General features: G+C 59.1%; 18 protein-coding genes. 16 read left to right on the top strand and 2 right to left on the bottom strand.

Going from position 1 to position 25,069, the window contains the following annotated elements; genetic code table 11:
- The first annotated feature begins 8 nt into the window (after positions 1–8).
- The 16 genes from nuoF (at position 9) to dnaE (ending at position 22,296) form a co-directional block, all read left to right on the top strand.
- A complete protein-coding gene (nuoF, locus tag PL597_RS09055) occupies positions 9–1,313 on the top strand; it encodes an NADH-quinone oxidoreductase subunit NuoF (protein ID WP_077982450.1) in 1,305 nt (434 codons plus the stop codon).
- A gap of 149 nt (positions 1,314–1,462) precedes the next feature.
- Positions 1,463–3,544, top strand: a complete 2,082-nt coding sequence (nuoG, locus tag PL597_RS09050) for an NADH-quinone oxidoreductase subunit NuoG (protein ID WP_271364989.1) — start codon at positions 1,463–1,465, stop codon at positions 3,542–3,544.
- 13 nt (positions 3,545–3,557) lie between these two features.
- Positions 3,558–4,604, top strand: coding sequence for an NADH-quinone oxidoreductase subunit NuoH (gene nuoH / locus PL597_RS09045; RefSeq protein ID WP_077982448.1), 1,047 nt, complete (start codon positions 3,558–3,560; stop codon positions 4,602–4,604).
- Between the two features lie 36 nt (positions 4,605–4,640).
- Positions 4,641–5,132: an NADH-quinone oxidoreductase subunit NuoI gene (nuoI, locus tag PL597_RS09040; RefSeq protein WP_077982447.1), complete on the top strand. Its 492-nt coding sequence runs from the start codon at positions 4,641–4,643 to the stop codon at positions 5,130–5,132.
- A gap of 136 nt (positions 5,133–5,268) precedes the next feature.
- Positions 5,269–5,883, top strand: coding sequence for an NADH-quinone oxidoreductase subunit J (locus PL597_RS09035; protein WP_003521517.1), 615 nt, complete (start codon positions 5,269–5,271; stop codon positions 5,881–5,883).
- A gap of 27 nt (positions 5,884–5,910) precedes the next feature.
- A complete protein-coding gene (gene nuoK / locus PL597_RS09030; RefSeq protein WP_003521516.1) occupies positions 5,911–6,219 on the top strand; it encodes an NADH-quinone oxidoreductase subunit NuoK in 309 nt (102 codons plus the stop codon).
- 7 nt (positions 6,220–6,226) lie between these two features.
- Positions 6,227–8,224, top strand: coding sequence for an NADH-quinone oxidoreductase subunit L (gene nuoL / locus PL597_RS09025; protein WP_077982446.1), 1,998 nt, complete (start codon positions 6,227–6,229; stop codon positions 8,222–8,224).
- Complete coding sequence (locus PL597_RS09020) at positions 8,224–9,735, top strand: NADH-quinone oxidoreductase subunit M (protein ID WP_271364988.1); 1,512 nt, start codon at positions 8,224–8,226, stop codon at positions 9,733–9,735. The genes nuoL and PL597_RS09020 overlap by 1 nt, the downstream gene beginning before the upstream one ends.
- Positions 9,736–9,753: 18 nt before the next feature.
- Entirely contained in the window at positions 9,754–11,196 is a 1,443-nt protein-coding gene (gene nuoN, locus PL597_RS09015; protein ID WP_142912117.1) for an NADH-quinone oxidoreductase subunit NuoN, read from the top strand.
- A gap of 26 nt (positions 11,197–11,222) precedes the next feature.
- On the top strand, positions 11,223–11,963 hold the full coding sequence (locus PL597_RS09010; protein WP_165691158.1) for a biotin--[acetyl-CoA-carboxylase] ligase: 741 nt from the start codon (positions 11,223–11,225) through the stop codon (positions 11,961–11,963).
- 203 nt (positions 11,964–12,166) lie between these two features.
- Complete coding sequence (locus PL597_RS09005) at positions 12,167–13,834, top strand: ribonuclease J (RefSeq protein WP_271364987.1); 1,668 nt, start codon at positions 12,167–12,169, stop codon at positions 13,832–13,834.
- Positions 13,835–13,965: 131 nt separating this feature from the next.
- Positions 13,966–14,271, top strand: a complete 306-nt coding sequence (locus PL597_RS09000) for a DUF1467 family protein (protein WP_162520361.1) — start codon at positions 13,966–13,968, stop codon at positions 14,269–14,271.
- 636 nt (positions 14,272–14,907) lie between these two features.
- On the top strand, positions 14,908–16,230 hold the full coding sequence (proS, locus tag PL597_RS08995) for a proline--tRNA ligase (protein ID WP_137410197.1): 1,323 nt from the start codon (positions 14,908–14,910) through the stop codon (positions 16,228–16,230).
- Positions 16,231–16,355: 125 nt separating this feature from the next.
- A complete protein-coding gene (locus PL597_RS08990) occupies positions 16,356–17,663 on the top strand; it encodes a lipoprotein-releasing ABC transporter permease subunit (RefSeq protein ID WP_142912121.1) in 1,308 nt (435 codons plus the stop codon).
- 15 nt (positions 17,664–17,678) lie between these two features.
- The gene (locus PL597_RS08985) at positions 17,679–18,362 is read left to right on the top strand and encodes an ABC transporter ATP-binding protein (RefSeq protein WP_020012339.1); all 684 of its coding nucleotides are present in this window, start codon (positions 17,679–17,681) and stop codon (positions 18,360–18,362) included.
- A gap of 433 nt (positions 18,363–18,795) precedes the next feature.
- Positions 18,796–22,296 (top strand): DNA polymerase III subunit alpha, encoded by a 3,501-nt coding sequence (gene dnaE, locus PL597_RS08980; RefSeq protein ID WP_271364986.1) that lies wholly within the window; start codon positions 18,796–18,798, stop codon positions 22,294–22,296.
- Between the two features lie 22 nt (positions 22,297–22,318).
- Here the strand turns inward: dnaE and PL597_RS08975 are convergent, their stop codons facing one another.
- Entirely contained in the window at positions 22,319–23,557 is a 1,239-nt protein-coding gene (locus PL597_RS08975; RefSeq protein WP_271364985.1) for a L,D-transpeptidase family protein, read from the bottom strand.
- A 167-nt stretch (positions 23,558–23,724) separates the two neighbouring features.
- A complete protein-coding gene (locus PL597_RS08970; protein ID WP_142912123.1) occupies positions 23,725–25,008 on the bottom strand; it encodes a DNA polymerase IV in 1,284 nt (427 codons plus the stop codon).
- Between the last annotated feature and the right edge of the window lie 61 nt (positions 25,009–25,069).

Below are 25,069 nucleotides of genomic sequence, written 5' to 3'. Positions count from 1 at the left end.
GGTGAAGCATGTTAAAAGATCAGGACCGCATCTTTACCAATCTCTACGGCCTCAAGGACAAGTCCCTGAAGGGTGTGCTTGCGCGCGGCCACTGGGACGGCACCAAGCAGATCATCGAAAAGGGCCGTGACTGGATCATCAACGAGATGAAGGCTTCCGGCCTTCGCGGTCGCGGCGGCGCTGGCTTCCCGACGGGTCTCAAGTGGTCCTTCATGCCGAAGGAGAATGACGGCCGTCCTCATTATCTCGTCGTTAACGCCGACGAATCCGAACCCGGCACCTGTAAGGACCGCGAAATTCTGCGCAACGATCCGCATACGCTGATCGAAGGCTGCGTGATCGCCGGTTTCGCCATGGGCGCGCATACCGCCTATATCTACGTGCGCGGCGAATATATGCGTGAGCGTGAAGCGCTTCAGGCGGCAATCGACGAGTGCTACGATGCCGGCCTGCTTGGCAAGAACAACAAGAACGGCTGGGATTTCGACATCTACGTCCATCACGGCGCCGGTGCCTATATCTGCGGCGAAGAGACGGCTCTGCTCGAAAGCCTTGAAGGCAAGAAGGGACAGCCGCGCCTGAAGCCGCCGTTCCCGGCCAATATGGGTCTTTACGGCTGCCCGACGACCGTCAACAACGTTGAATCGATCGCCGTTGCGCCGACCATCCTGCGTCGTGGCGCTGCATGGTTCTCGTCCATCGGCCGTCCGAACAATGTCGGCACCAAGCTGTTCATGGTGTCAGGCCATGTCGAGCGTCCGTGCACTTTCGAAGATGCGCTGGGCCTGTCCTTCCGTGAGCTGATCGAACACCATTGCGGTGGCATTCGCGGCGGTTGGGACAATCTGCTCGGCGTCATCCCGGGCGGCGCATCCTGCCCCATCGTGCGCGGTGAGGACATGAAGGACGCCATCATGGACTTTGACGGCATGCGCGAAGTGAAGTCTTCGTTCGGCACCGGCGGCATGATCGTCATGGACAAGTCGACCGACGTCATCAAGGCGATTGCCCGCATCGCGGCTTTCTTCAAGCACGAAAGCTGCGGCCAGTGCACGCCGTGCCGCGAAGGCACCGGCTGGATGTGGCGCGTGCTCGAACGCATGGTCAAGGGCAACGCGCAGAAGCGCGAAATCGACATGCTGTTCGAAGTGACGAAGCAGATCGAAGGCCACACTATCTGTGCGCTCGGCGACGCCGCCGCATGGCCGGTACAGGCGCTGATCCGCAATTTCCGTCCGGAAATCGAAAAGCGCATCGACCAATATACCTACAGGGCCATGGATGATGGCGCTGTTCTGGAAGCCGCTGAATAAGCATCAAAGGCTTCGAGCGGAGCCGGAATTTCCGGCCTCGCGACACCATGAAGCGTCTGGCATACGACACGAGTGCCGGGTGTGATTAAGGATTTGTTGCGGACCGTGTGAGACATGGGACGAACAGGCAACAGGACGTAAGTAGAACCATGGCAAAGCTCAAGGTTGACGGTAAAGAGATCGAGGTTCCGGATCATTTCACGCTGTTGCAGGCGTGCGAGGAGGCTGGCGCCGAAGTTCCGCGCTTTTGTTTTCATGAGCGCTTGTCGGTCGCGGGTAACTGCCGCATGTGTCTCATCGAGGTGAAGGGCGGACCGCCCAAGCCGGCTGCTTCCTGCGCCATGGGCGTGCGCGACGTTCGCGGCGGCCCGAACGGCGAATTACCTGAAGTTTTCACCAACACGCCGATGGTCAAGAAGGCCCGCGAAGGTGTGATGGAATTCCTGCTGATCAATCACCCCCTGGATTGCCCGATCTGCGACCAGGGCGGCGAGTGCGACCTGCAGGACCAGGCCATGGCCTTCGGTATCGCCGGATCGCGCTACGCGGAAAACAAGCGCGCGGTTGAAGACAAATATATCGGCCCGCTCGTCAAGACGGTGATGAACCGCTGCATCCACTGCACGCGCTGCGTCCGTTTCACGACCGAAGTGGCCGGCATTGCCGAACTCGGCCTCATCGGCCGCGGCGAGGATGCCGAAATCACCACCTATCTCGAGCAGGCGATGACCTCGGAGCTTCAGGGCAACGTCGTTGACCTTTGCCCGGTCGGCGCGCTCACCTCCAAGCCTTTCGCTTTCACTGCCCGTCCGTGGGAACTTAACAAGACCGAAACCGTCGACGTGATGGACGCTCTCGGTTCGGCCATCCGCGTCGATACCCGTGGGCGCGAAGTCATGCGTGTCATGCCGCGTGTCAACGAGGCGATCAACGAAGAGTGGATCTCCGACAAGAGCCGCTTCATCTGGGACGGCCTGAAGACCCAGCGCCTCGACCGGCCTTACGTCCGCAAGGACGGCCGTTTGCAGCCGGCAACCTGGGGCGAAGCTTTTGGCGCGATCAAGAACGCAGTGGCTGCGACATCCGGTTCCAAGATCGGCGCGATCGCGGGCGATCTGTCTTCCGTTGAAGAAATGTTCGCGCTGAAGTCGCTTCTCGCGTCGCTTGGTTCGGCCAATGTCGATTGCCGTCAGGATGGCGCAGCGCTTGATCCGTCACTTGGCCGCGCCAGCTACATCTTCAATTCCACCATTGAAGGCATCGAGCAGGCAGACGCACTGCTGATCGTTGGCGCGAACCCGCGTTTCGAAGCGGCCGTGCTCAACGCCCGCATCCGCAAGCGCTGGCGTCGTGGCGGTTTCCCGATCGGTGTGATCGGTGAAGCCGGTGAGCTGCGCTACAATTACGAATATCTCGGCTCGGGCGCGGAAACGCTGTCTGATCTGGCCAATGGTTCGCACAGCTTCGTTGACAGGCTGAAGTCCGCCAAGAACCCGCTGATCATCATCGGTCAGGGCGCATTGTCCCGTACGGATGGCGCTGCCGTACTGGCCGCCGCTGCCAAGCTCGCTACGTCGGTCGGCGCTGTCACCGAAGAGTGGAACGGTTTCTCAGTGCTTCACACTGCCGCTGCTCGCGTTGGCGGTCTCGATATCGGTTTCGTGCCGGGCGAGGGCGGTGTTGCTGCTGCCGACATGGTCGCGTCCATGGACGTTCTCTTCCTGCTCGGCGCCGATGAACTCGACTTCTCGAACAAGGGTGCGAAGTTCACCGTCTATATCGGCAGCCATGGCGATCAGGGCGCGATGAACGCCGACGTCATCCTTCCTGGTGCGGCCTATACCGAAAAATCCGGTATCTGGGTCAACACCGAAGGCCGCGTTCAGGTGGGCAACCGCGCCGGTTTCGCACCGGGCGAAGCCCGCGAAGACTGGGCGATCCTGCGTGCGCTGTCCGACGTTCTCGGCAAGAAGCTGCCGTTCGATTCGCTGTCTGCCCTGCGCGGCCAGCTTTATGTCGCGTATCCGCATCTGGCGGAAACCGACGAGATCGTTGCCGGCAAGGCTACCGATATCGAGGCGCTGGCTGGTAAAACCGGCTCGCTCGTGAAGTCGGCGTTTGCCTCGCCGGTAAAAGACTTTTATTTGACGAACCCGATTGCGCGCTCATCCGCCGTCATGGCCGAGTGCTCCGCATTGGCCCGCAACAATTTCCAGGCTGCGGCAGAGTAAGGGTAGGGGATTTATGGAACAGTTTTTCTGGAGCTACGTCTGGCCCGCGCTGATCATGGTCGGCCAGTCCCTGCTGCTTCTCGTTTGCCTTCTGGTATCCATCGCGTTCCTGCTGCTAGCCGACCGTAAGGTCTGGGCGGCCGTGCAGCTGCGCCGTGGTCCGAACGTCGTTGGTCCCTTCGGTCTCTTCCAGTCTTTCGCCGACCTGTTGAAGTTCATCCTGAAGGAACCGGTCATTCCGGCCGGCGCCAATAAGGCCGTTTTCCTTCTGGCGCCGCTGGTTGCGGTGACGCTGGCGCTTTCCACCTACGCGGTCATTCCCTTCGCCGATGGCTGGGTTGTCGCCAATATCAATGTCGGCATTCTCTACATCTTCGCGATTTCGTCGCTTGAAGTGTACGGCATCATCATGGGCGGCTGGGCTTCGAACTCGAAATATCCCTTCCTCGGAGCGCTGCGTTCTGCTGCGCAGATGGTGTCCTATGAAGTCTCGATCGGCCTCGTCATCGTCACCGTTCTGCTCTGCGTCGGCTCGTTGAACCTGACGGACATCGTGCTTGCCCAGAAGACCGGCCTCGGTACGATGCTCGGCCTGCCGCCATCGTTCCTCGACTGGCACTGGCTGTCGCTGTTCCCGATGTTCATCGTGTTCTTCATTTCGGGCCTTGCCGAAACCAACCGTCCGCCCTTCGACCTTCCGGAAGCGGAGTCGGAGCTGGTCGCCGGTCACATGGTCGAATACGGCTCCACGCCCTACATGATGTTCATGCTCGGCGAATATGCTGCGATCGTCCTGATCTGCTGCCTGACGACGATCTTGTTCATGGGCGGCTGGCTGCCGATCGTGGATGTATGGTTCCTGAACTGGGTTCCGGGCATCGTCTGGTTCGCGCTGAAGGGCTGCATGGTCTTCTTCATGATCGCTCTCACCAAGGCATTCGTTCCGCGTTACCGTTATGACCAGCTCATGCGTCTTGGCTGGAAGGTGTTCCTGCCGCTGTCGCTCGCCATGGTCGTTATTGTTGCATTCGTATTGAAGCTGACGGGGTGGGCCGGTTGATGTCTGAACTCCTCGCTCAAAGATCTGGAGACTGAGATGGCAAGCCTCTCCCAAGCCGTCAACTCGCTGTTCCTCAAGGAATTCGTCGGCGCGATCCTGCTGACGATGCGCCACTTCTTCAAACAGAAGGCGACGATCAATTATCCTTTCGAAAAGGGTCCGGTCTCGCCGCGCTTCCGTGGTGAACACGCGTTGCGTCGTTATCCGAACGGTGAAGAACGCTGCATCGCCTGCAAGCTGTGTGAAGCGATCTGTCCTGCCCAGGCGATCACCATCGAAGCCGGTCCGCGCCGCAATGACGGCACCCGCCGCACGGTGCGTTACGATATCGACATGGTGAAGTGCATTTATTGCGGTTTCTGCCAGGAAGCCTGCCCGGTCGATGCCATCGTCGAAGGCCCGAACTTCGAATTCGCGACGGAAACCCGCGAGGAGCTTTATTTCGACAAGCAGAAGCTTCTCGACAATGGCGACCGCTGGGAGCGTGAAATCGCACGCAACCTCGCACTGGATGCGCCTTACCGTTAAGGTGCAACCGTCTTTCCGGGGGCGACCCCGGAGAGCGATGAAAAGTAAAATGCCTGCGCGGTTTTCGCCGGCGGGGACGAAACGGGTGAGGGGCCTTCGAGCCATCTTTGCCCGATGAGGACAAGAAGGCACCAACATGGGTCTGCACGCTGTATTCTTTTATATATTCGCTTTCGTCGCCGTGGCGTCTGCGTTCATGGTCATCGCATCGAAGAACCCTGTTCATTCGGTGCTGTTTCTGATTTTGACCTTCTTCAACGCGGCCGCGCTGTTCCTGCTGACGGGCGCCGAATTCCTCGGCATGATCCTGCTGGTGGTTTATGTCGGCGCGGTGGCGGTGCTGTTCCTCTTCGTCGTGATGATGCTGGACGTGGATTTTGCCGAGCTGCGCTCCGGGGTGCTGCAATATGCACCTGTCGGCGCGCTGATCGGCGTCATCCTGGCTGCGGAACTGATCGTTGTGGTCGGCGGCAGCATGCTGAACCCGATTGCGGCAAAGTCCATCACTATGCCCATCCCGCCAGTGACCGAACGCACCAATACGGCCGCACTCGGCGATGTGCTCTATACCAATTACGTCTACTTCTTCCAGCTCGCCGGTCTCGTGCTGCTGGTGGCCATGATCGGCGCCATCGTGCTGACCCTGCGTCATCGCACCGACATCAAGCGGCAGGATATCTCCACGCAGGTTGGCCGCGACCCGAAGACCGCCGTTACCACGGTCAAGGTCAAGCCGGGTCAGGGCATCTGAAGGCGAACGGATCCAAGGAAACAGAATATGGAAATCGGTCTTTCCCACTACCTGACGGTCAGCGCCATCCTCTTCACGATCGGCGTCTTCGGCATCTTCCTCAACCGGAAGAACGTCATCGTCATCCTGATGTCGATCGAGCTTATCCTGCTGGCGGTCAACATCAACATGGTGGCGTTCTCGGCGTTCCTGAACGATATCGTCGGCCAGGTCTTCGCTTTGTTCATTCTGACCGTTGCGGCCGCCGAAGCGGCCATCGGTCTTGCAATACTCGTTGTCTTCTACCGCAACCGCGGATCGATCGCCGTCGAAGACGTCAATATGATGAAGGGCTGATAAGGCTATGATCTACAAGGCTATCGTCTTTCTTCCCCTGATCGGCTTCCTGATCGCCGGCCTGTTTGGCCGCTCCATCGGCGCCAAGGCTTCGGAATATGTCACCACCGGTCTGATGATCGTGGTCGCCATTCTCTCGTGGATCGTCTTCTTCTCCGTCGCGCTCGCCCATGGCGAGCCGGGCGAGGTGATCAAGGTCACCGTGCTGCGCTGGATCCAGTCCGGCGGCATTGATGTCGAATGGGCATTCCGCATCGATACGCTGACGGCCGTCATGTTCGTCGTGGTCAACACGGTCTCGACGCTCGTGCACCTCTATTCGATCGGATACATGCATCACGATCCGCATCGTCCGCGCTTCTTCGCCTATCTGTCGCTCTTCACCTTCGCCATGCTGATGCTGGTGACTTCAGACAACCTGCTGCAGATGTTCTTCGGCTGGGAAGGCGTGGGTCTGGCGTCGTACCTGCTGATCGGTTTCTGGTTCAAGAAGCCGTCCGCTTCTGCCGCTGCGATGAAGGCCTTCATCGTCAACCGCGTTGGCGACTTCGGCTTCATTCTCGGCATTGGCGGCGTGTTCGTGCTGTTCGGCTCGATCAATTTCGAAACGATCTTCGCTGCCGCCGCGACCTATCTGCCGGCTGAGGGTGCTGCTTCCACTGATACGGTCATCAACCTGTTCGGTATGCATCTGGACAAGGCCAATGCGATGACCGGCGTCTGCCTGCTGCTCTTCATGGGCGCGATGGGTAAGTCGGCGCAGTTCCTGCTGCACACCTGGCTTCCGGACGCGATGGAAGGCCCGACCCCGGTGTCTGCCCTCATTCACGCCGCAACCATGGTCACCGCCGGTGTCTTCCTCGTCGCTCGCATGTCGCCGCTGTTCGAACTGTCGCACGATGCCTTGACCGTCGTGACGCTGATTGGCGCGATCACCGCCTTCTTTGCGGCAACCGTCGGCCTCGTGCAGAACGACATCAAGCGCGTGATTGCCTACTCGACCTGCTCGCAGCTCGGTTACATGTTCGTGGCGCTCGGCGTCGGTGCTTATGGCGCTGCCGTGTTCCACCTCTTCACGCACGCCTTCTTCAAGGCGCTCTTGTTCCTGTGCGCCGGCTCGGTCATCCATGCCGTCGATGGCGAGCAGGACATGCGTTACATGGGCGGCCTGCGCAAGCATATCCCCATCACCTTCTGGACCATGACTGTCGGCACTCTGGCGCTGACCGGCGTTGGTATTCCGGGCACGATGATCGGTTTTGCCGGCTTCTTCTCGAAGGACGTCATCATCGAATCCGCTTATGCGTCGCACTCGGTTCTGTCGGGCTTCGCCTTCACGCTGCTGGTCATCGCCGCGCTGTTCACCAGCTTCTATTCCTGGCGTCTGGCCTTCATGACCTTCTTCGGCAAGCCACGCGCTTCTGCCGACGTCATGCACCATGTGCACGAATCGCCGATGGTCATGCTGATCCCGCTCTTCATCCTCACCGTCGGCGCGATCTTTGCCGGTGTTGCCTTCGAAGGTTATTTCTTCGGCCACGAATATGCCGAGTTCTGGAAGGGCGCTCTGTTCACACTTCCGGAAAACGAGATCCTCGAAGAGTTCCACCACGTTCCGCTGTGGGTGAAGTGGAGTCCGTTCGTCGCAATGACGCTTGGTTTCGTGACCGCCTGGTACATGTACATCAAGTCGCCCGAGACGCCGAAGCGTCTGGCAGCGACCCATCGTGGCCTCTACCAGTTCCTTCTGAACAAGTGGTATTTCGACGAACTCTATGACTTCCTCTTCGTTCGTTCCGCAAAGGCGCTCGGCCGCTTCCTGTGGAAGAAGGGCGACGTCGCCGTCATCGACCATTACGGACCGAACGGCATTGCAGCGCGTGTGGTTGACGTGACCAACCGCATGGTCCGCCTGCAATCCGGTTACCTCTATCACTATGCCTTTGCGATGCTGATCGGCATCGCGGCGCTTGTCACCTGGATGATGCTCGGGAGTGCCCTCTGATGACCGATTGGCCCATTCTTTCAACGGTCACCTTTCTGCCGCTCGTCGGCGTGGTGCTCTTGCTTCTGACGAATGAGAACGGCCCCTATGGTCGCCGCAACATTCTCAACGTCTCGCTGCTGACGACCGTTTTCACCTTCATCGTGTCGCTGTTCATCTGGATCGGTTTCGACAATTCGAACCCCGGTTTCCAGATGGTCGAAAAGCATCAGTGGTTCGGCAACATCGCCGCCTATCATCTGGGCGTCGACGGCATCTCCATGCTCTTCGTCATCCTCACCACCTTCCTCATGCCGTTCTGCGTGCTGGCAAGCTGGGATTCGATCGGGAAGCGCATCAAGGAATACATGATCGCCTTCCTGCTTCTGGAAGTCGTCATGATCGGCGTCTTTGTCGCGCTGGATACCGTTCTCTTCTACGTCTTCTTCGAAGCGACGCTGATCCCGATGTTCATCATCATCGGCGTGTGGGGCGGCAAGGATCGCGTTTACGCCTCCTACAAGTTCTTCCTCTACACGCTGCTTGGCTCGGTTCTGACCATGCTCGCCATCATGGCCATGTATTGGCAGGCCGGCACGACCGATATGACGGAACTGCTGAAATACGGCTTCCCGGCGGGAATGCAGACCTGGCTGTGGCTTGCCTGTTTCGCCGCCTTCTCGGTCAAGATGCCGATGTGGCCGGTGCACACCTGGCTGCCGGATGCCCACGTTCAGGCTCCGACCGCGGGTTCGGTCATTCTGGCCGGCGTCATGCTGAAGCTCGGCGGTTACGGTTTCATCCGCTTCTCGCTGTCGATGTTCCCCTTAGCGTCGGACTATTTCGCACCCTTCGTCTTCACGCTGTCGGTTCTTGCCATCATCTACACCTCGCTGGTGGCGATGATGCAGGACGACATCAAGAAGTTGATCGCCTATTCCTCCGTTGCCCACATGGGTTATGTGACCATGGGCATCTTTGCCGCCAACGTTCAGGGCGTGCAGGGCGCGATCTTCCAGATGCTGTCGCACGGTATCGTGTCGGGCGCACTCTTCCTCTGCGTCGGCGTTGTTTATGACCGTCTCCATACCCGCGAGATCGCGGCCTATGGCGGCCTCGTCAACAACATGCCGAAATATGCCGTGGCCTTCATGATCTTCACCATGGCCAATGTCGGTCTGCCCGGCACGTCCGGCTTCATCGGTGAATTCCTGACGTTGATCGGTGTCTTCCGCGCCAACACGCTGGTCGCACTCTTTGCCGCCACCGGTGTTATCCTCTCGGCCGCTTATGCGCTGTGGCTCTATCGCCGCGTGATCTTCGGTGCGCTGGAAAAGGAAAGCCTGAAGAGCCTGCTCGATCTGTCGACCCGCGAGAAGGTCATCCTTTATCCGCTGGTCGTGCTGACGATCTTCTTCGGTGTCTATCCGGCACCGGTGTTCGATGCGACAGCCGCATCGGTCGATCTTCTGGTAAACAACTATTCGGCTGCACTGCAGGCGGCGCAAAATGTTGCGCTCTCTATGAATTGACGACAGGACCCGTTGGACATGACCGCTGAAATCCTTTTTGCCAGTCTGCACATTGCGACGCCCGAGCTGATCCTTGCGGTCGGCGCGCTGGCGCTGCTCATGATTGGCGTCTTCTCGGGCGACAAGTCGACAACGACGGTCACCGGCCTTGCCGTTGCCCTCCTGCTCGTCGTCGGTCTCTGGATCATCTTTGCCCCCGCTTCGGGCGTGGCCTTCGGCGGTGTCTACATCGCCGATGCCTTCGGTAATTTCATGAAGGTGCTGGCGCTGATCGGCTCCATCACCGCCATGATCCTGGCCGTCGGCCAGGGCCGTTTCGAACCCATCGGCCGTTTCGAATATCCGGTGCTGCTGGTGCTCGCGACGCTCGGCATCCTGCTGATGATCTCGGCCAATAACCTGATCTCGCTCTACATGGCGCTGGAACTGCAGTCGCTGGCGCTTTACGTCGTCTGCGCCATCAACCGTGAGAGCCTGCGCTCCACGGAAGCAGGCCTGAAGTATTTCGTGCTCGGCGCGCTGTCTTCCGGCATGCTGCTTTACGGCATGTCGCTGGTCTATGGTTTCACCGGCAATACCGGATTCACCGAAATCGCGCAGGTTCTGGCATCGGAAACCCGTTCGCTCGGCCTCGTCTTCGGTCTGGTCTTCGTTCTCGCCGGTCTGGCGTTTAAGATTTCCGCTGTGCCGTTCCATATGTGGACGCCGGATGTTTATGAAGGCGCACCGACCCCGGTAACGGCCTTCCTGTCGGCTGCACCGAAGATCGGCGCCATGGCGATCCTCGTTCGCATTGTCATCGAGGCGTTCCAGCCGGTCTTCGCCGACTGGCAGCAGATCGTCGTGTTCATCTCCATCGCCTCCATGTTGCTCGGCTCTTTTGCCGCGATCGGTCAGAAGAACATCAAGCGCCTGATGGCTTATTCTTCGATCGGTCACATGGGTTATGCGCTGGTCGGTCTTGCTGCGGGCACTGAAGCCGGTGTTGCTGGCGTCATTCTCTACATGACCATCTACATGGTCATGACGCTCGGCACCTTCGCCTGCATTCTCTCCATGCGCCGCAAGGAGATCGGCAATGTCGAAACCGTCGAGGATTTGGCCGGTCTGTCGTCCTCCAACCCCTTCATGGCGGTTGTTCTGACCATCCTGATGTTCTCGCTTGCCGGTATTCCGCCGCTCGCCGGCTTCTTCGGCAAGTACTACGTCTTCCTGGCCGCCATCGAAGCGAAGCTCTATCCGCTCGCCATCATCGGTGTGATCGGCTCGGTCGTCGGCGCTTATTATTATATCCGCGTCGTCAAGGTCATGTGGTTCGATGAGGCCAAGGACAAATTTGAGCGTCCGTCGGGTGAATTGAAGGTGGTTTACGCGCTTTCGGCTCTCTTCACCGTCGCCTTCATCGTCTTCGGCGGTGCGCTTGGCAACGCCGTCACTGCTGCGGCGAAGACCTTCTTTTGAGCAATACACGAAGGAATACGGGCCGGATGTCCATCGATGATATCAGGCACGAGGCGATGGCGGAAACGCCATCGACCAATCTGGAATGTTTCGCTCGGGCGCGGGCGGGTGATGGCGGCAACCTGTGGGTTACCGCCATCCGCCAGACCGGCGGCCGCGGCCGCCGTGGCAGGCCCTGGGTTTCGGAACCCGGAAATCTTTACGCTTCGCTTCTTCTGATCGATCCCGCACCGATGGAACGCATCGGCTCCCTGCCGCTCGCTTTTGCGCTGGCTGTCTATCGCGCCATTCGCGCGGTGCTGCCGCCGGGTGGTGAAGCGCTTGAAATCAAATGGCCGAACGATGTGCTGATCGGCCGCCGCAAGACCTGCGGCATTCTGATGGAAGCGGAGCTTTTGCCTGACGGCCGGCGCGCCATCGTCATCGGCATTGGTATCAATATCGCCCATAAGCCGGATAACCCGCTTTATCCCGTTACGATGCTGTCAGAACATGGTGCGTCTTGCTCGCCCGATGAACTGTTTGCACATCTCTTCCGTGAGACGGCCGAGGTTCTGCGCGAATGGGATGAGGGCAGGGGCGTATCTGGCATCATTGCCAGCTGGCGGGCAGCGGCCTGCGGTATTGGTGAACATATCACCGTCAATTTCCCTGACCGTTCGATTGGCGGGCGTTTTGTCGGCATTGATGATAATGGTTATCTGCTGCTGGATGAGGACGAGGGCGCAAGACGCTCGATCGCCGCCGGCGATGTGTTTTTCGGATGAGGTGAACGGTGATGGCTGAAAGGCCGCGCCGAACCCTGTCCCAGAGGTTGGAGCTTTCCTGCGGCTCATGAAATGCAGGGTGACAAACCGGTTCCGCATCGGCCCGGTCGATCAGATGGTTCAACAGGTCCGATGCTTGAGAGAGCGGCGGGCACGGCCAATTGCCGTTGCCTGCGCGCTTTCGTGAATGGATAAGAAAAACAATGGCTAAACAGGACGAACTGGTCTTTGTGCCGCTCGGCGGCGTGGGTGAAATCGGGATGAATCTGGCGCTTTACGGCTACGGGCCGGCAAGCAAGCGCGAATGGATCATGGTGGATTGCGGCGTGACCTTTGCCGGTCTCGATCTTCCTGGTGTCGATCTCGTGCTGCCCGATATCAGTTACATCGCCGAGCAGAAAAAGAACCTCAAGGGCATCATCATCACCCATGCCCATGAGGATCATTATGGCGCGCTGAACGATCTGTGGCCCGGCCTCAATGTGCCGGTCTATGCCTCGCCATTCACGGCCGGCATGCTGGAGGCGAAGCGCGCCTATGAGGGCACGCGCGCTGAAATTCCGGTGACGATCTTCAAGGCTGGTGACCGGATCAACGTTGGCCCCTTTGAAATCGAAGCCGTTGGCGTCAACCATTCTATACCGGAGCCGATGTCGCTGGTCATCCGCACACCGCTCGGCAATGTCATCCACACCGGTGACTGGAAGATCGACGAAGCGCCGTCGCTTGGGCCGTTGACGGATGAAGCCCGCTTCCGCGCCATCGGTGAAGAGGGCGTGTTGGCACTGATGTGCGACAGCACCAATTCACTGCGCGATGGCGTGTCGCCCTCCGAACACGAGGTGTCCGAAGGCCTGCGTCAGATCATCGAAAATGCTGAAGGCCGCGTTGCCGTTACCACCTTCTCCTCGAACGTCGGGCGCATCCGCTCGATTGCGCAGGCTGCGGAAGCTGCCGGCCGCGAGGTGCTGCTGCTCGGCTCGTCACTGAAGCGCGTCGTCAACGTCTCGCAGGATCTCGGCATTATGGAAGGCATCAAGCCGTTCCTCGCTGAAGATGAATTCGGCTATATTCCGCGTGATCGTGTGGTGCTGATCCTGACCGGTTCGCAGGGCGAACCGCGTGCAGCGCTCGCCAAGCTTTCCCGCGACGAGATGCGCAATGTGGCGCTCGCGTCGGGAGATACTGTCGTCTTTTCCTCACGCGCCATTCCCGGCAACGAAAAGGCGATCATCGAGATCAAGAACGGCCTGATCGAACAGGGCGTGCACATTGTCACGGACAATGAGGCGTTGGTGCATGTGTCCGGCCATCCGCGCCGCAACGAGCTTCTGCGGATGTATGAATGGACGAAGCCGCAGATCGTCGTGCCCGTCCATGGCGAGGCGGCGCATCTGGTGGCGCAGAAGGAACTGGCCGAACAAGCCGGTATTTCGCAGGTGCCGAAGGTGCGCAACGGCAACGTTCTGCGCCTTGCGCCGGGTCCTGCGGAAGTCATCAATGACGTCCCGCACGGCCGCGTCTTCAAGGACGGCAATCTCGTCGGTGACATGGACGAAATGGGCATCAGCAACCGCCGCAAGCTGTCCTTTGCCGGCCATGTCGCCGTCAACGTCGTGCTGGATAGCCGTTACGACTTCCTCGGCGATCCCGACGTCGTGCCTTTCGGCCTGCCGGAATTCGACGACGAGGATGAGGCGATGGAAGACACGCTTTATGATGCTGTACTCGGCGCCGTCGAGAGCATTCCGCGCGCCCGGCGCAAGGACCTCGCACTGCTGCGCGAATCGGTGCGCCGCGCCGTGCGCGCCGCTGCCAATCAGAGCTGGGGCAAAAAGCCGATCGTGACGGTTTTCGTGACCAAGGTCTGAGCGGGTAGCTTCCCGGCAATCGGCCTGGGCGTCTGCCTCTTCTCCATCGATTTCTGGGCCGCGCCGCAAAGCGCGGCTCTTCTTTTTTCTTTCGGCTTTCTTGCGGAGAAGTGATTCCGATCTGCGGATGAATGCGTTACAAGAACCCCATTGTGCAGGAGGATCACATGCCGCTTCTTTCGGTCTTCGCCGTTTATTTCATCGTCTGGTGGACGGTGCTCTTCATCGTGCTGCCGATTGGCCTACGTACTCAGGATGAGGAGGGCGATGTGGCGCTGGGCACGGTCGCCAGTGCGCCTTCAAGGTTCAGAGGTGGGCGGATCGTTTTGTGGACCACCCTGATCTCGGCCCTGATCTGTGGGCTCTGGTACGGTGGGACCTGGTGGTTCGGCGTCAGTCTTGACGATCTTCCGAGAATTATTCCTGTTTTCGATTGAAAAGTTGCACAGACAATCGCCATTCCGCGCGCATCCGTACGCTCAGACTGACGGCGATTTGCCGCGGATATGACCGATGTTCTGTCATATGGATGTCATATCCGTCGTGCACACAGCAGGAACATTCCGGTGCCTGATTCAACGCCATAATTTTACCGGAATATCGCTATGAGCGTGCTTCTTTGTGCAGAAGCAAAAAAAAACAAGGCCTTTCAGCCTTGTTTTCCAGGTTTCGCGTGATCTGTAACCGTTGCCGGGGCTGCGAACGAGCGCGCCTAAGATCTGATCCTCCCAAGACTGACCGCGAAAATGACAAGAATTTAAACTTCCTGCCTCTTTTGTAAGCTAAGGCTAGCTCAAACCCCCATGCTTGTCATCTCATTTTTTGCATATTTGTTACAGTCGGCAAAAAATTCTCTGTGGTGCAATTTGTCGCACCGGATCAAGAATATTATTCCGATCAAAGCGTTTTGACGCGAATTAGCTATCGCGAAAATACCTTGAAATGGCCTTTATCGCTCTTTTCATGGCGGGTTTTCATCTGGGCCGGAAACGGCTATATCCGGCGCCAATATCCCTCTATTCGGGGCGATTCCCGCGCCTGTGGCGCTGTCGTCCGCATCAATGGAAGCCGTCATGCGTCTCAGCCGTTACTTTTTGCCCATCCTGAAGGAAAATCCCAAGGAAGCGGAGATCGTTTCTCACCGCCTTATGCTGCGCGCCGGCATGATCCGGCAGCAATCGGCTGGCATCTATTCCTGGCTGCCGCTCGGTAAGCGTGTGCTGGACAAGGTGAACAGGATCATCCGCCAGGAGCAGGATCGTTCCGGCGCCATCGAGCTTCTGATGCCGACGCTGCAGACCGCCGAGCTCTGGCAGGAGAGCGGTCGTTACGATGACTACGGCAAGGAAATGCTGCGCATCAAGGACCGCCAGGACCGCCAGATGCTCTATGGCCCCACCAATGAGGAGATGATCACCGACATCTTTCGTTCCTATGTGAAGTCCTACAAGAACCTGCCGCTGAACCTCTATCATATCCAGCTGAAGTTCCGCGACGAGGTGCGTCCGCGTTTCGGCACCATGCGTTCGCGCGAGTTCCTGATGAAGGACGCCTATTCCTTCGACCTTACCAAGGAAGACGCGATCCATTCCTATAACAAGATGTTCGTGGCTTACCTGCGCACCTTCGAGCGCCTTGGCCTTCGCGCTATTCCCATGCGCGCCGATACCGGCCCGATCGGCGGCAACCACAGCCATGAATTCATCATTCTGGCCGATACCGGCGAATCCGAAGTCTTCTGCCACAAGAGCTTCCTCGACCGCGCGATTCCCGCTGAAAACACCAATTTCGACGATGTCACAGCCTTGCAGGGCGTATTCGACGAGTGGACGGCCGATTATGCCGCCACGTCCGAAATGCATGACGAAGCGGCATATAACGCCATTCCCGAAGGCGAGCGCCTTTCTGCGCGCGGCATTGAAGTTGGCCACATCTTCTATTTCGGCACCAAATATTCCGAGCCGATGGGCGCGAAAGTGCAGGGTAAGGATGGCAAGGAACACCCTGTCCACATGGGTTCTTATGGTATCGGACCGACACGCCTTGTTCCCGCCATCATTGAAGCATCGCATGACGAGAATGGAATCATCTGGCCGGCCTCGGTCGCTCCTTTCGACGTCGTGATCATCAATATGAAGGCTGGAGATGCGGCCTGCGATGCGGCTTGTGAAAAGCTGTATTATCAGCTCTCCAACGCCGGCAAGGATGTTCTCTACGACGATACGGACGACCGTGCTGGCCAGAAATTCGCGACTGCCGATCTGATTGGCGTGCCTTTGCAGATCATCGTCGGGCCGCGTTCGGTCGCGAATGGCGAAGTCGAAGTCAAGGATCGCAAGACCGGCGAGCGGGAAACCGTGACGATCGAGGCGGCGATGAACAGGGTGCTCGGCTAAAAGCGAGCGGAAGACGGAGCGGCTTCACGCGAAGTCCGCTCCGGTTTTCGTAAGACAGATGCCGTGGAAATGTAGGCCGGTTTTCGGAAAAGACCGGCCTTATAGTTTGAGATCAGGGAGACGACATGGCACAAGCCGAGGCTGACAAGGGTGCGGCTGTTTCAGCCGGGGCAAAGACTGCTCGGCCGTTTTCTGCTTTTGAACGTATGGTGGCATGGCGTTATCTGCGGTCGCGGCGCAAGGAAGCCTTCATCTCCGTCATCGCCGGTTTCTCTTTCGTCGGCATTATGCTGGGTGTGGCGACGCTGATCATCGTCATGGCCGTCATGAACGGGTTCCGCACGGAGCTGATTTCCCGCATTCTCGGCATCAACGGACATATGATCGTTCAGCCGATCGACCAGCCCTTCAATAATTATGATGAGCTGGCGAAGAAATTCGCAGCCGTTCCGGGCGTCACCATGGCTCTGCCGCTGGTGGAGGGCCAGACGTTGGCCTCCGGGCGCGGCGGTGCGGGTTCCGGCGCTCTGGTGCGCGGTGTGCGCCAGGAGGATATCGACAAGGTCAAGGAAGTCGCCACCAACATCAAGACCGGCGACCTCGTCGGCTTCATGGCGGGTGACGGCGTTCTCGTCGGCTCCAGGCTCGCCGCCCAGCTGGGTGTTACGGCGGGTGACGATATCACCCTCATATCACCGGAGGGTGACGTGACCCCGATGGGCGTCAATCCGCGCGTCAAATCTTACAAGATATCAGGCGTCTTCGAGATCGGCATGTCGGAATATGACGCGTCGATGATCTATATGCCTCTGTCCGAAGCCCAGCTTTATTTCAATGCCGAAGGCCTCGTGCAGTCTATCGAGCTTTATGTGAGCCGCCCGGATGATGTCGATGGCATCCGGCCGCTGGTGGAGCAGGCGGCCGAAAGGCAGGTCTACATTACCGACTGGAGGCAGCGGAACCAGACCTTCTTCTCCGCCCTGCAGGTGGAAAGAAACGTGATGTTCATGATTCTCACGCTCATCGTTCTGGTGGCGGCGCTGAACATCATCTCCGGCCTCATCATGCTGGTGAAGGACAAGGGCAGCGATATCGCCATTCTGCGTACCATGGGCGCAAGCTCCGGCTCCGTGATGCGCATCTTCTTCATGACGGGGGCTGCCATCGGCACGGTCGGCACCTTTGCCGGCGTGGCGCTCGGTGTCATCGTCTGCCTGAACGTGGAATCGATCCGGCAGTTCTTCTCATGGGTATCGGGCACAGTGCTGTTTGACCCGCAGCTTTATTTCCTGAGCCAGCTACCGGCCGAAATGGATTTGAGCGAGACCATCACCGTCGTCATCATGGCGCTGACCCTTTCTTTCCTGGCAACGATCTTTCCAGCCTGGCGGGCTTCCAAGCTCGATCCGGTGCAGGCCCTGCGTTACGAATAAGGACCGCTTCGCAATATGGCAAAAAAAACAGTGCTGCGGCTCACCGGCGTCGAGAGAACCTATGGTCAGGGCGAGACGTCGCTTTCCATTCTGCGCAAGGCCGATTTTGAATTGAAAAGCGGTGAGATGGTGGCGTTGGTCGCCCCTTCGGGCACTGGCAAATCGACGCTGCTGCATCTGGCAGGGTTGCTGGAACATCCCGATGCAGGCGAGGTCTATATTAACGGCGCGCCCTGCAACGGCCTGCCGGATGAAACGCGCACCGCGATCCGCCGCAGCGATATCGGTTTCGTCTATCAGTTCCATCACCTCCTGCCGGAATTCTCGGCAGTGGAAAATGTGATGATGCCGCAGCTCATTGCCGGTCTCACGCAGGCGGAGGCCCGCAAGCGTGCAAGCGCGCTGCTAGACTATATGCGCGTGGGGCATCGCGGCGAACACCGTCCAGCCGAACTCTCGGGCGGTGAACAGCAGCGTGTCGCCATTGCCCGCGCTGTCGCCAACGCGCCTCTCCTGCTGCTCGCCGACGAGCCGACCGGCAATCTAGATCCGGAAACCGCGCATTACGTATTCGACGCGCTGGAGGCACTGGTGCGACAATCCGGCCTCGCAGCGCTGATTGCCACCCACAATCATGAACTTGCCGCCCGCATGGACAGACGCGTGACGCTGGCCGACGGCAAGATCGTCGATTTCTGAACTGGCAAACCGATCCATCCGGTGCTTCCCAGAGAACACCGGTTCTCCCCATTTGAATTTTTTCCGAACCCGGCGGTGTTTTACCTCCGGGTTTTTTCGTTTTGGAGTCAGTGGCTTGCTGTTCCCCACGCGGGAACCGAAGGCGATTCTGCCGCATTGGCAAGAGGAATATCGCCAGAACCCTGTTGACAATCGAACAAAATGAGAACAAAATTGGAACATAACGAGTAAGGAGAGACCAATGACTGATTTCATCCGTGACGTTGCTGCTTTCGCTTCCATCGCTGTCTTTGTTGCCAGCTTTTCGGTGATCCTCACCGCCCTGTGAAGAAGACACCGGCGCAGAAGCCTGTATGGACGCCGCAAAGCGGTGGACATTAAGCGCCGGAAATCGGAAAATCGCCCTCGTGATTCAGAGTGACAGGATGATGATATGGGCGATGCGGTTATGCGTGGAGAGATCTCTGGCGAAACGTTGAAGACGCCCGGTTTTGTCCATCTGCGGGTTCATTCCGCTTATTCCCTGCTTGAGGGGGCCTTGCCCCTCAAGAAAATCATGTCCAAGGCCGTCGCGGACGATCAACCGGCCATTGCCATTACCGATACCAACAATCTTTTCGTCGCGCTGGAATTTTCCGAAAAGGCGCGGGACGAGGGTCTGCAGCCGATCATTGGCTGCCAGCTGTCCATCGACATGCAGGATGCGGCGGAGGATCGCCGCAACCACAACAGCCATCTTCAGAAACTTCCCGCCATCGTTCTCCTTGCCGCCAATGCGGAAGGCTATGAGCGGCTGGTGGATCTCGTCAGCCGCGCCTATCTGGACGGTGAGGGCGGCAGCCATTCCGTGCATATTACCCGCGCATGGCTGGAGGAGGCCTCCAATGCCGGCCTCATAGCGCTCACCGGCGCAACCGGTGGCCCTGTCGATATGGCGTTGAAGGAAGGCCACGCCGCGCAGGCGAAAGAGCGGCTGCTGACGCTGAAGTCACTCTTTGGTGATAGGCTTTATATCGAATTGCAGCGCCAGTCCGGTTACGACCGTTCCCATGAGCGGCGCCTGATTGGTCTGGCTTACGAACACGATATTCCACTCGTTGCCACCAACGAGGCGTTCTTCCCCTCCAAGGCCGACTACGAGGCGCATGATGCGTTGATGGCAGTGGCGCATAACGCCATCGTGTCCGATGACAGCCGGTTCCGCCTGACACCCGATCACTACCTCAAAAGCCGTGACGAGATGACGGCGCTGTTTGCCGATCTTCCCGAGGCGCTGGAGAACACCGTCGAGATCGCGCTCCGATGCTCCTATGTGCTGAAAAAGCGCGGGCCGATCCTGCCGCGTTTCACCGGCGCCAGCGACGATCCGGAAGCGGCCGAGCTGGCCGAAACCGAGGAACTGCGCCGACAGGCGGTGGAGGGGCTGGATCAGCGGCTTGCCGCGCTCGGCATGGCGCCCGGTTATACGGAACAGGAGTATCGCGACAGACTGGATTTCGAACTCGGCGTCATCTCGCGCATGAAGTTCCCCGGTTACTTCCTGATTGTTGCCGACTTCATCAAATGGGCCAAGCAGCATGATATTCCAGTTGGGCCGGGCCGCGGTTCGGGTGCGGGCTCGCTCGTCGCTTATGCGCTGACCATTACCGATGTCGATCCGCTGCGCTTCTCGTTGCTGTTCGAACGCTTTCTCAATCCCGAACGTGTTTCGATGCCCGACTTCGATATCGACTTTTGCCAGGATCGCCGCGAAGAGGTGATCCGCTACGTGCAGGCCAAATATGGCCGGGAGCAGGTGGCGCAGATCATCACCTTCGGTTCGTTGCAGGCGCGCGCGGCCCTGCGCGACGTTGGCCGCGTGCTGGAAATGCCCTATGGGCAGGTGGACAAGATTTGCAAGCTGGTGCCCAACAACCCGGCCAATCCGACACCCCTGTCGAAAGCGATCGAGGAAGAGCCGCGCCTGCAGGAGGAGGCGGACAAGGAGCCGGTCGTCGCCCGCCTCCTGGATATCGCCCAGAAGATCGAAGGACTTTACCGTCACGCCTCCACCCATGCCGCCGGTATCGTCATCGGTGACCGACCGCTCTCCAAGCTGGTGCCGATGTATCGCGATCCGCGATCCGATATGCCGGTTACGCAGTTCAACATGAAATGGGTGGAAAGCGCGGGCCTCGTCAAATTCGACTTTCTCGGCTTGAAGACGCTGACCGTGCTGAAGGTCGCCGTCGATTTTGTCGCCAAGCGCGGCATCGAGGTCGATCTCGCGGCCATTCCGCTGGACGACGCCAAAACCTACGAGATGTTGTCGCGGGGCGAAACCATCGGCGTGTTCCAGGTGGAAAGTGCGGGCATGCGCAAAGCGCTGATCGGCATGCGACCGGACTGCATCGAGGACATCATCGCGCTGGTGGCGCTTTATCGCCCCGGACCGATGGAAAACATCCCGGTCTACAACGCCCGCAAACATGGCGAGGAGGAGCTGGAATCGATCCACCCGACCATCGACCATCTGCTCAAGGAAACGCAGGGCGTTATCGTCTATCAGGAACAGGTGATGCAGATCGCTCAGGTCCTCTCCGGTTATTCGCTCGGCGAAGCCGATCTTCTGCGCCGCGCCATGGGCAAGAAGATCAAGGAGGAGATGGACAAGCAGCGCGAGCGTTTCGTCGACGGAGCCATCAAGAACGGCGTCTCTAAGCCGCAGGCCAACACCATCTTCGACCTGCTGGCAAAATTCGCCAATTACGGCTTCAACAAGAGCCACGCCGCGGCCTACGCGATCGTGTCCTACCAGACCGCCTATATGAAGGCGCATTATCCGGTGGAGTTCCTGGCGGCCTCCATGACGCTCGATATGGCGAACACGGAAAAGCTCAACGATTTCCGTCAGGATGCGGGCCGCCTTGGCATCGAGGTCGTGGCGCCTTCGGTGCAGACGTCGTTCCGGCAATTCGAAACGGGTGAGAACCGCATCTATTATTCGCTCGCCGCCATCAAGGGCGTGGGCGAGGGGGCGGTGGAGCACATCGTCCAGGTACGCGACGGCAAGCCGTTCACGAGCCTTGAGGATTTCTGCCTGCGCATCGATCCCAAGCAGATCAACCGGCGTGTGCTGGAAAGCCTGATTAATGCGGGCGCCTTCGATTGTTTCGGCCGCGACCGCGCCGAACTGATCGGCGGGCTGGACCGCATTATCGGTTATGCGCAGATGGCACAGAATAACCGCACCATTGGACAATCGGACATGTTCGGCTCCGGTAGCGGAAGCGGGCCGGAAAAACTGGTTCTTCCGGCCTTCCAGCCCTGGCTTGCCTCCGAAAAGCTGCTGCGCGAGTATCAGGTGCTCGGTTTTTACCTCACCGCCCATCCGCTCGATACCTATCGCCCCGTGCTGGAAAAGCTGCGGGTGCAGAATTTCGCCGATTTTTCCGCCGCGGTGAAACAGGGCGCGACTGCCGGGCGTCTGGCCGGCACCGTGACCGGCAAGCAGGAGCGCAAAACCCGCACCGGCAACAAGATGGGCATCGTCACCTTCTCGGACGCGTCGGGCCAATATGAGGCGGTGCTGTTTTCCGAAGGACTCGGCCAGTTCCGCGATCTGCTCGAAGTCGGCAAATCGCTGGTCATCACCGTGCAGGCAGAAGAACGCCCCGAAGGTATCGGCCTGCGTATCCAGACGGCGCAGTCGCTGGAAGAAAAATCCGTGCAGATGCAGAAGGCGTTGCGTGTTTATGTGCGCGATTCCGGCCCGCTGAAGACCGTTGCCCGCCACCTCAACACAAAGGGTGATGGCTCGGTCTATTTCATCGTCATCAAGGATGAGGGCAGCCGTGAGATCGAGGTGGAGCTGACGGAGAAATACCGCATTTCCCCGGAAATCGCCGCTGCGCTGCGGTCCGCGCCCGGTGTCGTCGATGTGGAACTGGTGTGAGGCTTGAGGCCTCACACGTCGCTCATACCGGCCCTTCTTTGGTCACGGTGATGAAGTCCGTTCCAGTGCCTGTCTCCAGCTGGTGACTGATATCCGAAACGGTGATCGAGCTGCCGCTTGAAAGCTCCTGCTCGATCCGGCTGCGTATTTCCGCGGGAATTTCGAGGCGGCCGAGCACGGCGCTCAGTTGATCGAAACCGCCCGGCGGTTCGGTAACGGAGATGCCAAGCCGCTTGCGGGCAGCCGCCGGCAGATGGTTTTCCAGCGTCACACCGTTCCATTCGGCGTTTCCGGCGGCGCGATCCACGGACACGGCTTCGAAGAAATGGGTTCCGAGCGCCACTTCCGGGTCCTTGATGTCGATGGCTGCTTCAAACAGCGGCTTGAAATCCTGCCGCACCATGATCTGGCCGCTCAGTGGGTGGTCTTCACCAGCGGAGGCATAAAGCGCCGTCACGAAGGCGTCGGTCAGAAGCGGCCCGGTGGTTTTCAGCCCCTTCCAGCGCTTGAAACCATTGATGGCGCTGATCGTCATCTCCCCGGCATAACCATCGGCTGCACCCGCTTCGAAACCGAGGCGGCTCAGCATGGTCTGGATATCCATCACCTTTTCCCGTTCGCCGCGCCGGGTGATGAGAATGCGCAGGGGCGAGGGCTCCCTGGTCTTTACCGCCGGCTTGAGCGCCTGGGTCTTTTCATTGACGGCAACTTCGACCGTCCCCAAGGCTGCATCGAACGTTGCCGGGCGCAATTCCACATCCGACAGAAGAAGCTTGCCGTCATCGGCATCGTCGCGCGGCTGAAACAACGCCGGATGCTGCACAAAGCGCAGCGAGACCGGCTGGTCGGTGATGATGACATGCACGCCGGTCCGGGTGTCGCCGAAAAGGGACTTGGCGAATTTGGACGGCAAGCGCACGCAGCCATGCGAGGCCGGATAGTTCGGCACCTTGCCTTCGTGCAGCGCGATGCCGGACCAGGTCAGCCGCTGCATGAAGGGCATGGGTGCGGCCGAGTAGATATTCGACTCGTGGTATTTCCGCTTTTCCAGAATTGAGAATATGCCGCTCGGTGTCTCATGTCCGGCCTTGCCGGTGGAGACTTTCGAGGTGGCGACGATTTCGCCGTTCTCATAAAGCGAGAGCGACTGATCGCTTTTCGATACCAGTATCTGCAGAGACCTGCTGTCAGCGGCAAGCGCCGGAAAGGCAAGAATGCTGACCGACAGCATGCCGGCCATAAGACGGAGGCGAAGGGACATGACGCAATACACCACATGTACAAAACTTGCCTCACTCAATCATGCGAAGTTTAATGAAGCTTAAGGACCGCTCCTTCGCAACATCACTAATTTGTGTAAAATCTAAAATATATCCGGAGCGAGGCGGCTAGGATAGGATTGCGACCTGTCGCACAATCCCGCCACTGTTATTTGCGTGTTCCGAACGTATAGCCGGTCTCGACGCTGCCCTTGCCGAACTTGTCGCGCAGCTTGTCCATCGCCGCTTCCGCCGCGGCCCGACGGCCGGCCTCTCTGTCAACGAGATCGGGAGGATCGGCCAGCCCCGCATCGTGCAAATCGCTGACGCCGATGCCGATGAGACGGAACCTGGTGCCGTCCGTTTCTTTTTCCAGCAGCGAAAGGCCGGTGCGGAAAATCCGGTCGGCGAGCTGCGTCGGATCGTCCAGCTTGCGGTTGCGGGTGCGGAGCTTGAAGTCTGCTGTCTTCATCTTCAGCACCACCGTCTGGCCGGCGATGCCGCTCTTCTTCAACCGCCAGGCAACCTTTTCGGAAAGCGAGCGCAGGATCGGTACGAGATCTTCATGGCGGGAAATATCGTTGAAGAAGGTGGTTTCGGAAGACACGCTTTTGACGGGGTCGTTATTGTGCACATGCCTCTCATCAATGCCGCGCGAAAGCCGGAAGAGGCGTTGCCCCATCACGCCATAGCGGCGCATCAGCTCGCTTTCCTCCATCTCTTGCAGCTGCGCGATCATGCGGATACCGTCCGCCTCCAGCGTCGCCGCAAAGGCCTTGCCGACGCCCCAGATGGTGGTGACGGGCCTTGCTGCCAGAAAGGACAGCGCCTCTGCTTCACCGACAACTGAAAAACCGCGCGGTTTTTGCAGGTCGGACGCGACCTTGGCGAGAAACTTGCAATAGGAAAGCCCGGCGGAAACAGTCACCCCCACTTCCTTTTCCACCCGCCGGGCGAATTTCGCCAGCACACGAGCCGGTGGATCGTGATGCAGCCTCTCGGTGCCGGAAAGATCGAGAAACGCTTCGTCTATGGAAATCGGCTGCACGAGCGGCGTCAGTTCCTGCATCATCGCGCGGATCTCGCGCCCGACACGGCTGTATTTTTCCATATCCGGCTTGATGACGACAGCATCGGGACAGGCTTCCAGCGCCTTGAACATGGGCATGGCGGAACGCACCCCGTGAATGCGGGCGATATAACAGGCGGTGGAAACCACCCCGCGCTTGCCGCCGCCCACGATCACTGGTTTGTCGGCCAGTTCCGGATTGTCGCGCTTTTCGACCGAGGCGTAAAAGGCGTCACAATCGATATGGGCAATGCTCAGATCATAGAGTTCGGAATGATAGAGAAGACGCGGGCTGCCGCAGGCGCGGCAACGCCTCAGCCCTTCTGGCTGGCCGGCCAGACAGTCACGGCAAAAACCGGGATCATAGCGGTGCGACGTGGACATGGGGCGAAAACAAAACCAGAACGTTGCCGACCATACTCCGGCTGCGATGGCCACTCAAGGG

The sequence above is a fragment of the Agrobacterium sp. ST15.13.013 genome (genome assembly GCF_027956525.1).
In the GTDB taxonomy this organism is placed as follows: Bacteria; Pseudomonadota; Alphaproteobacteria; order Rhizobiales; family Rhizobiaceae; genus Agrobacterium; species Agrobacterium salinitolerans.
The sequence above is the reverse complement of the archived record's forward strand: the minus strand, read 5'-3'. Positions and strand labels throughout refer to the sequence as shown.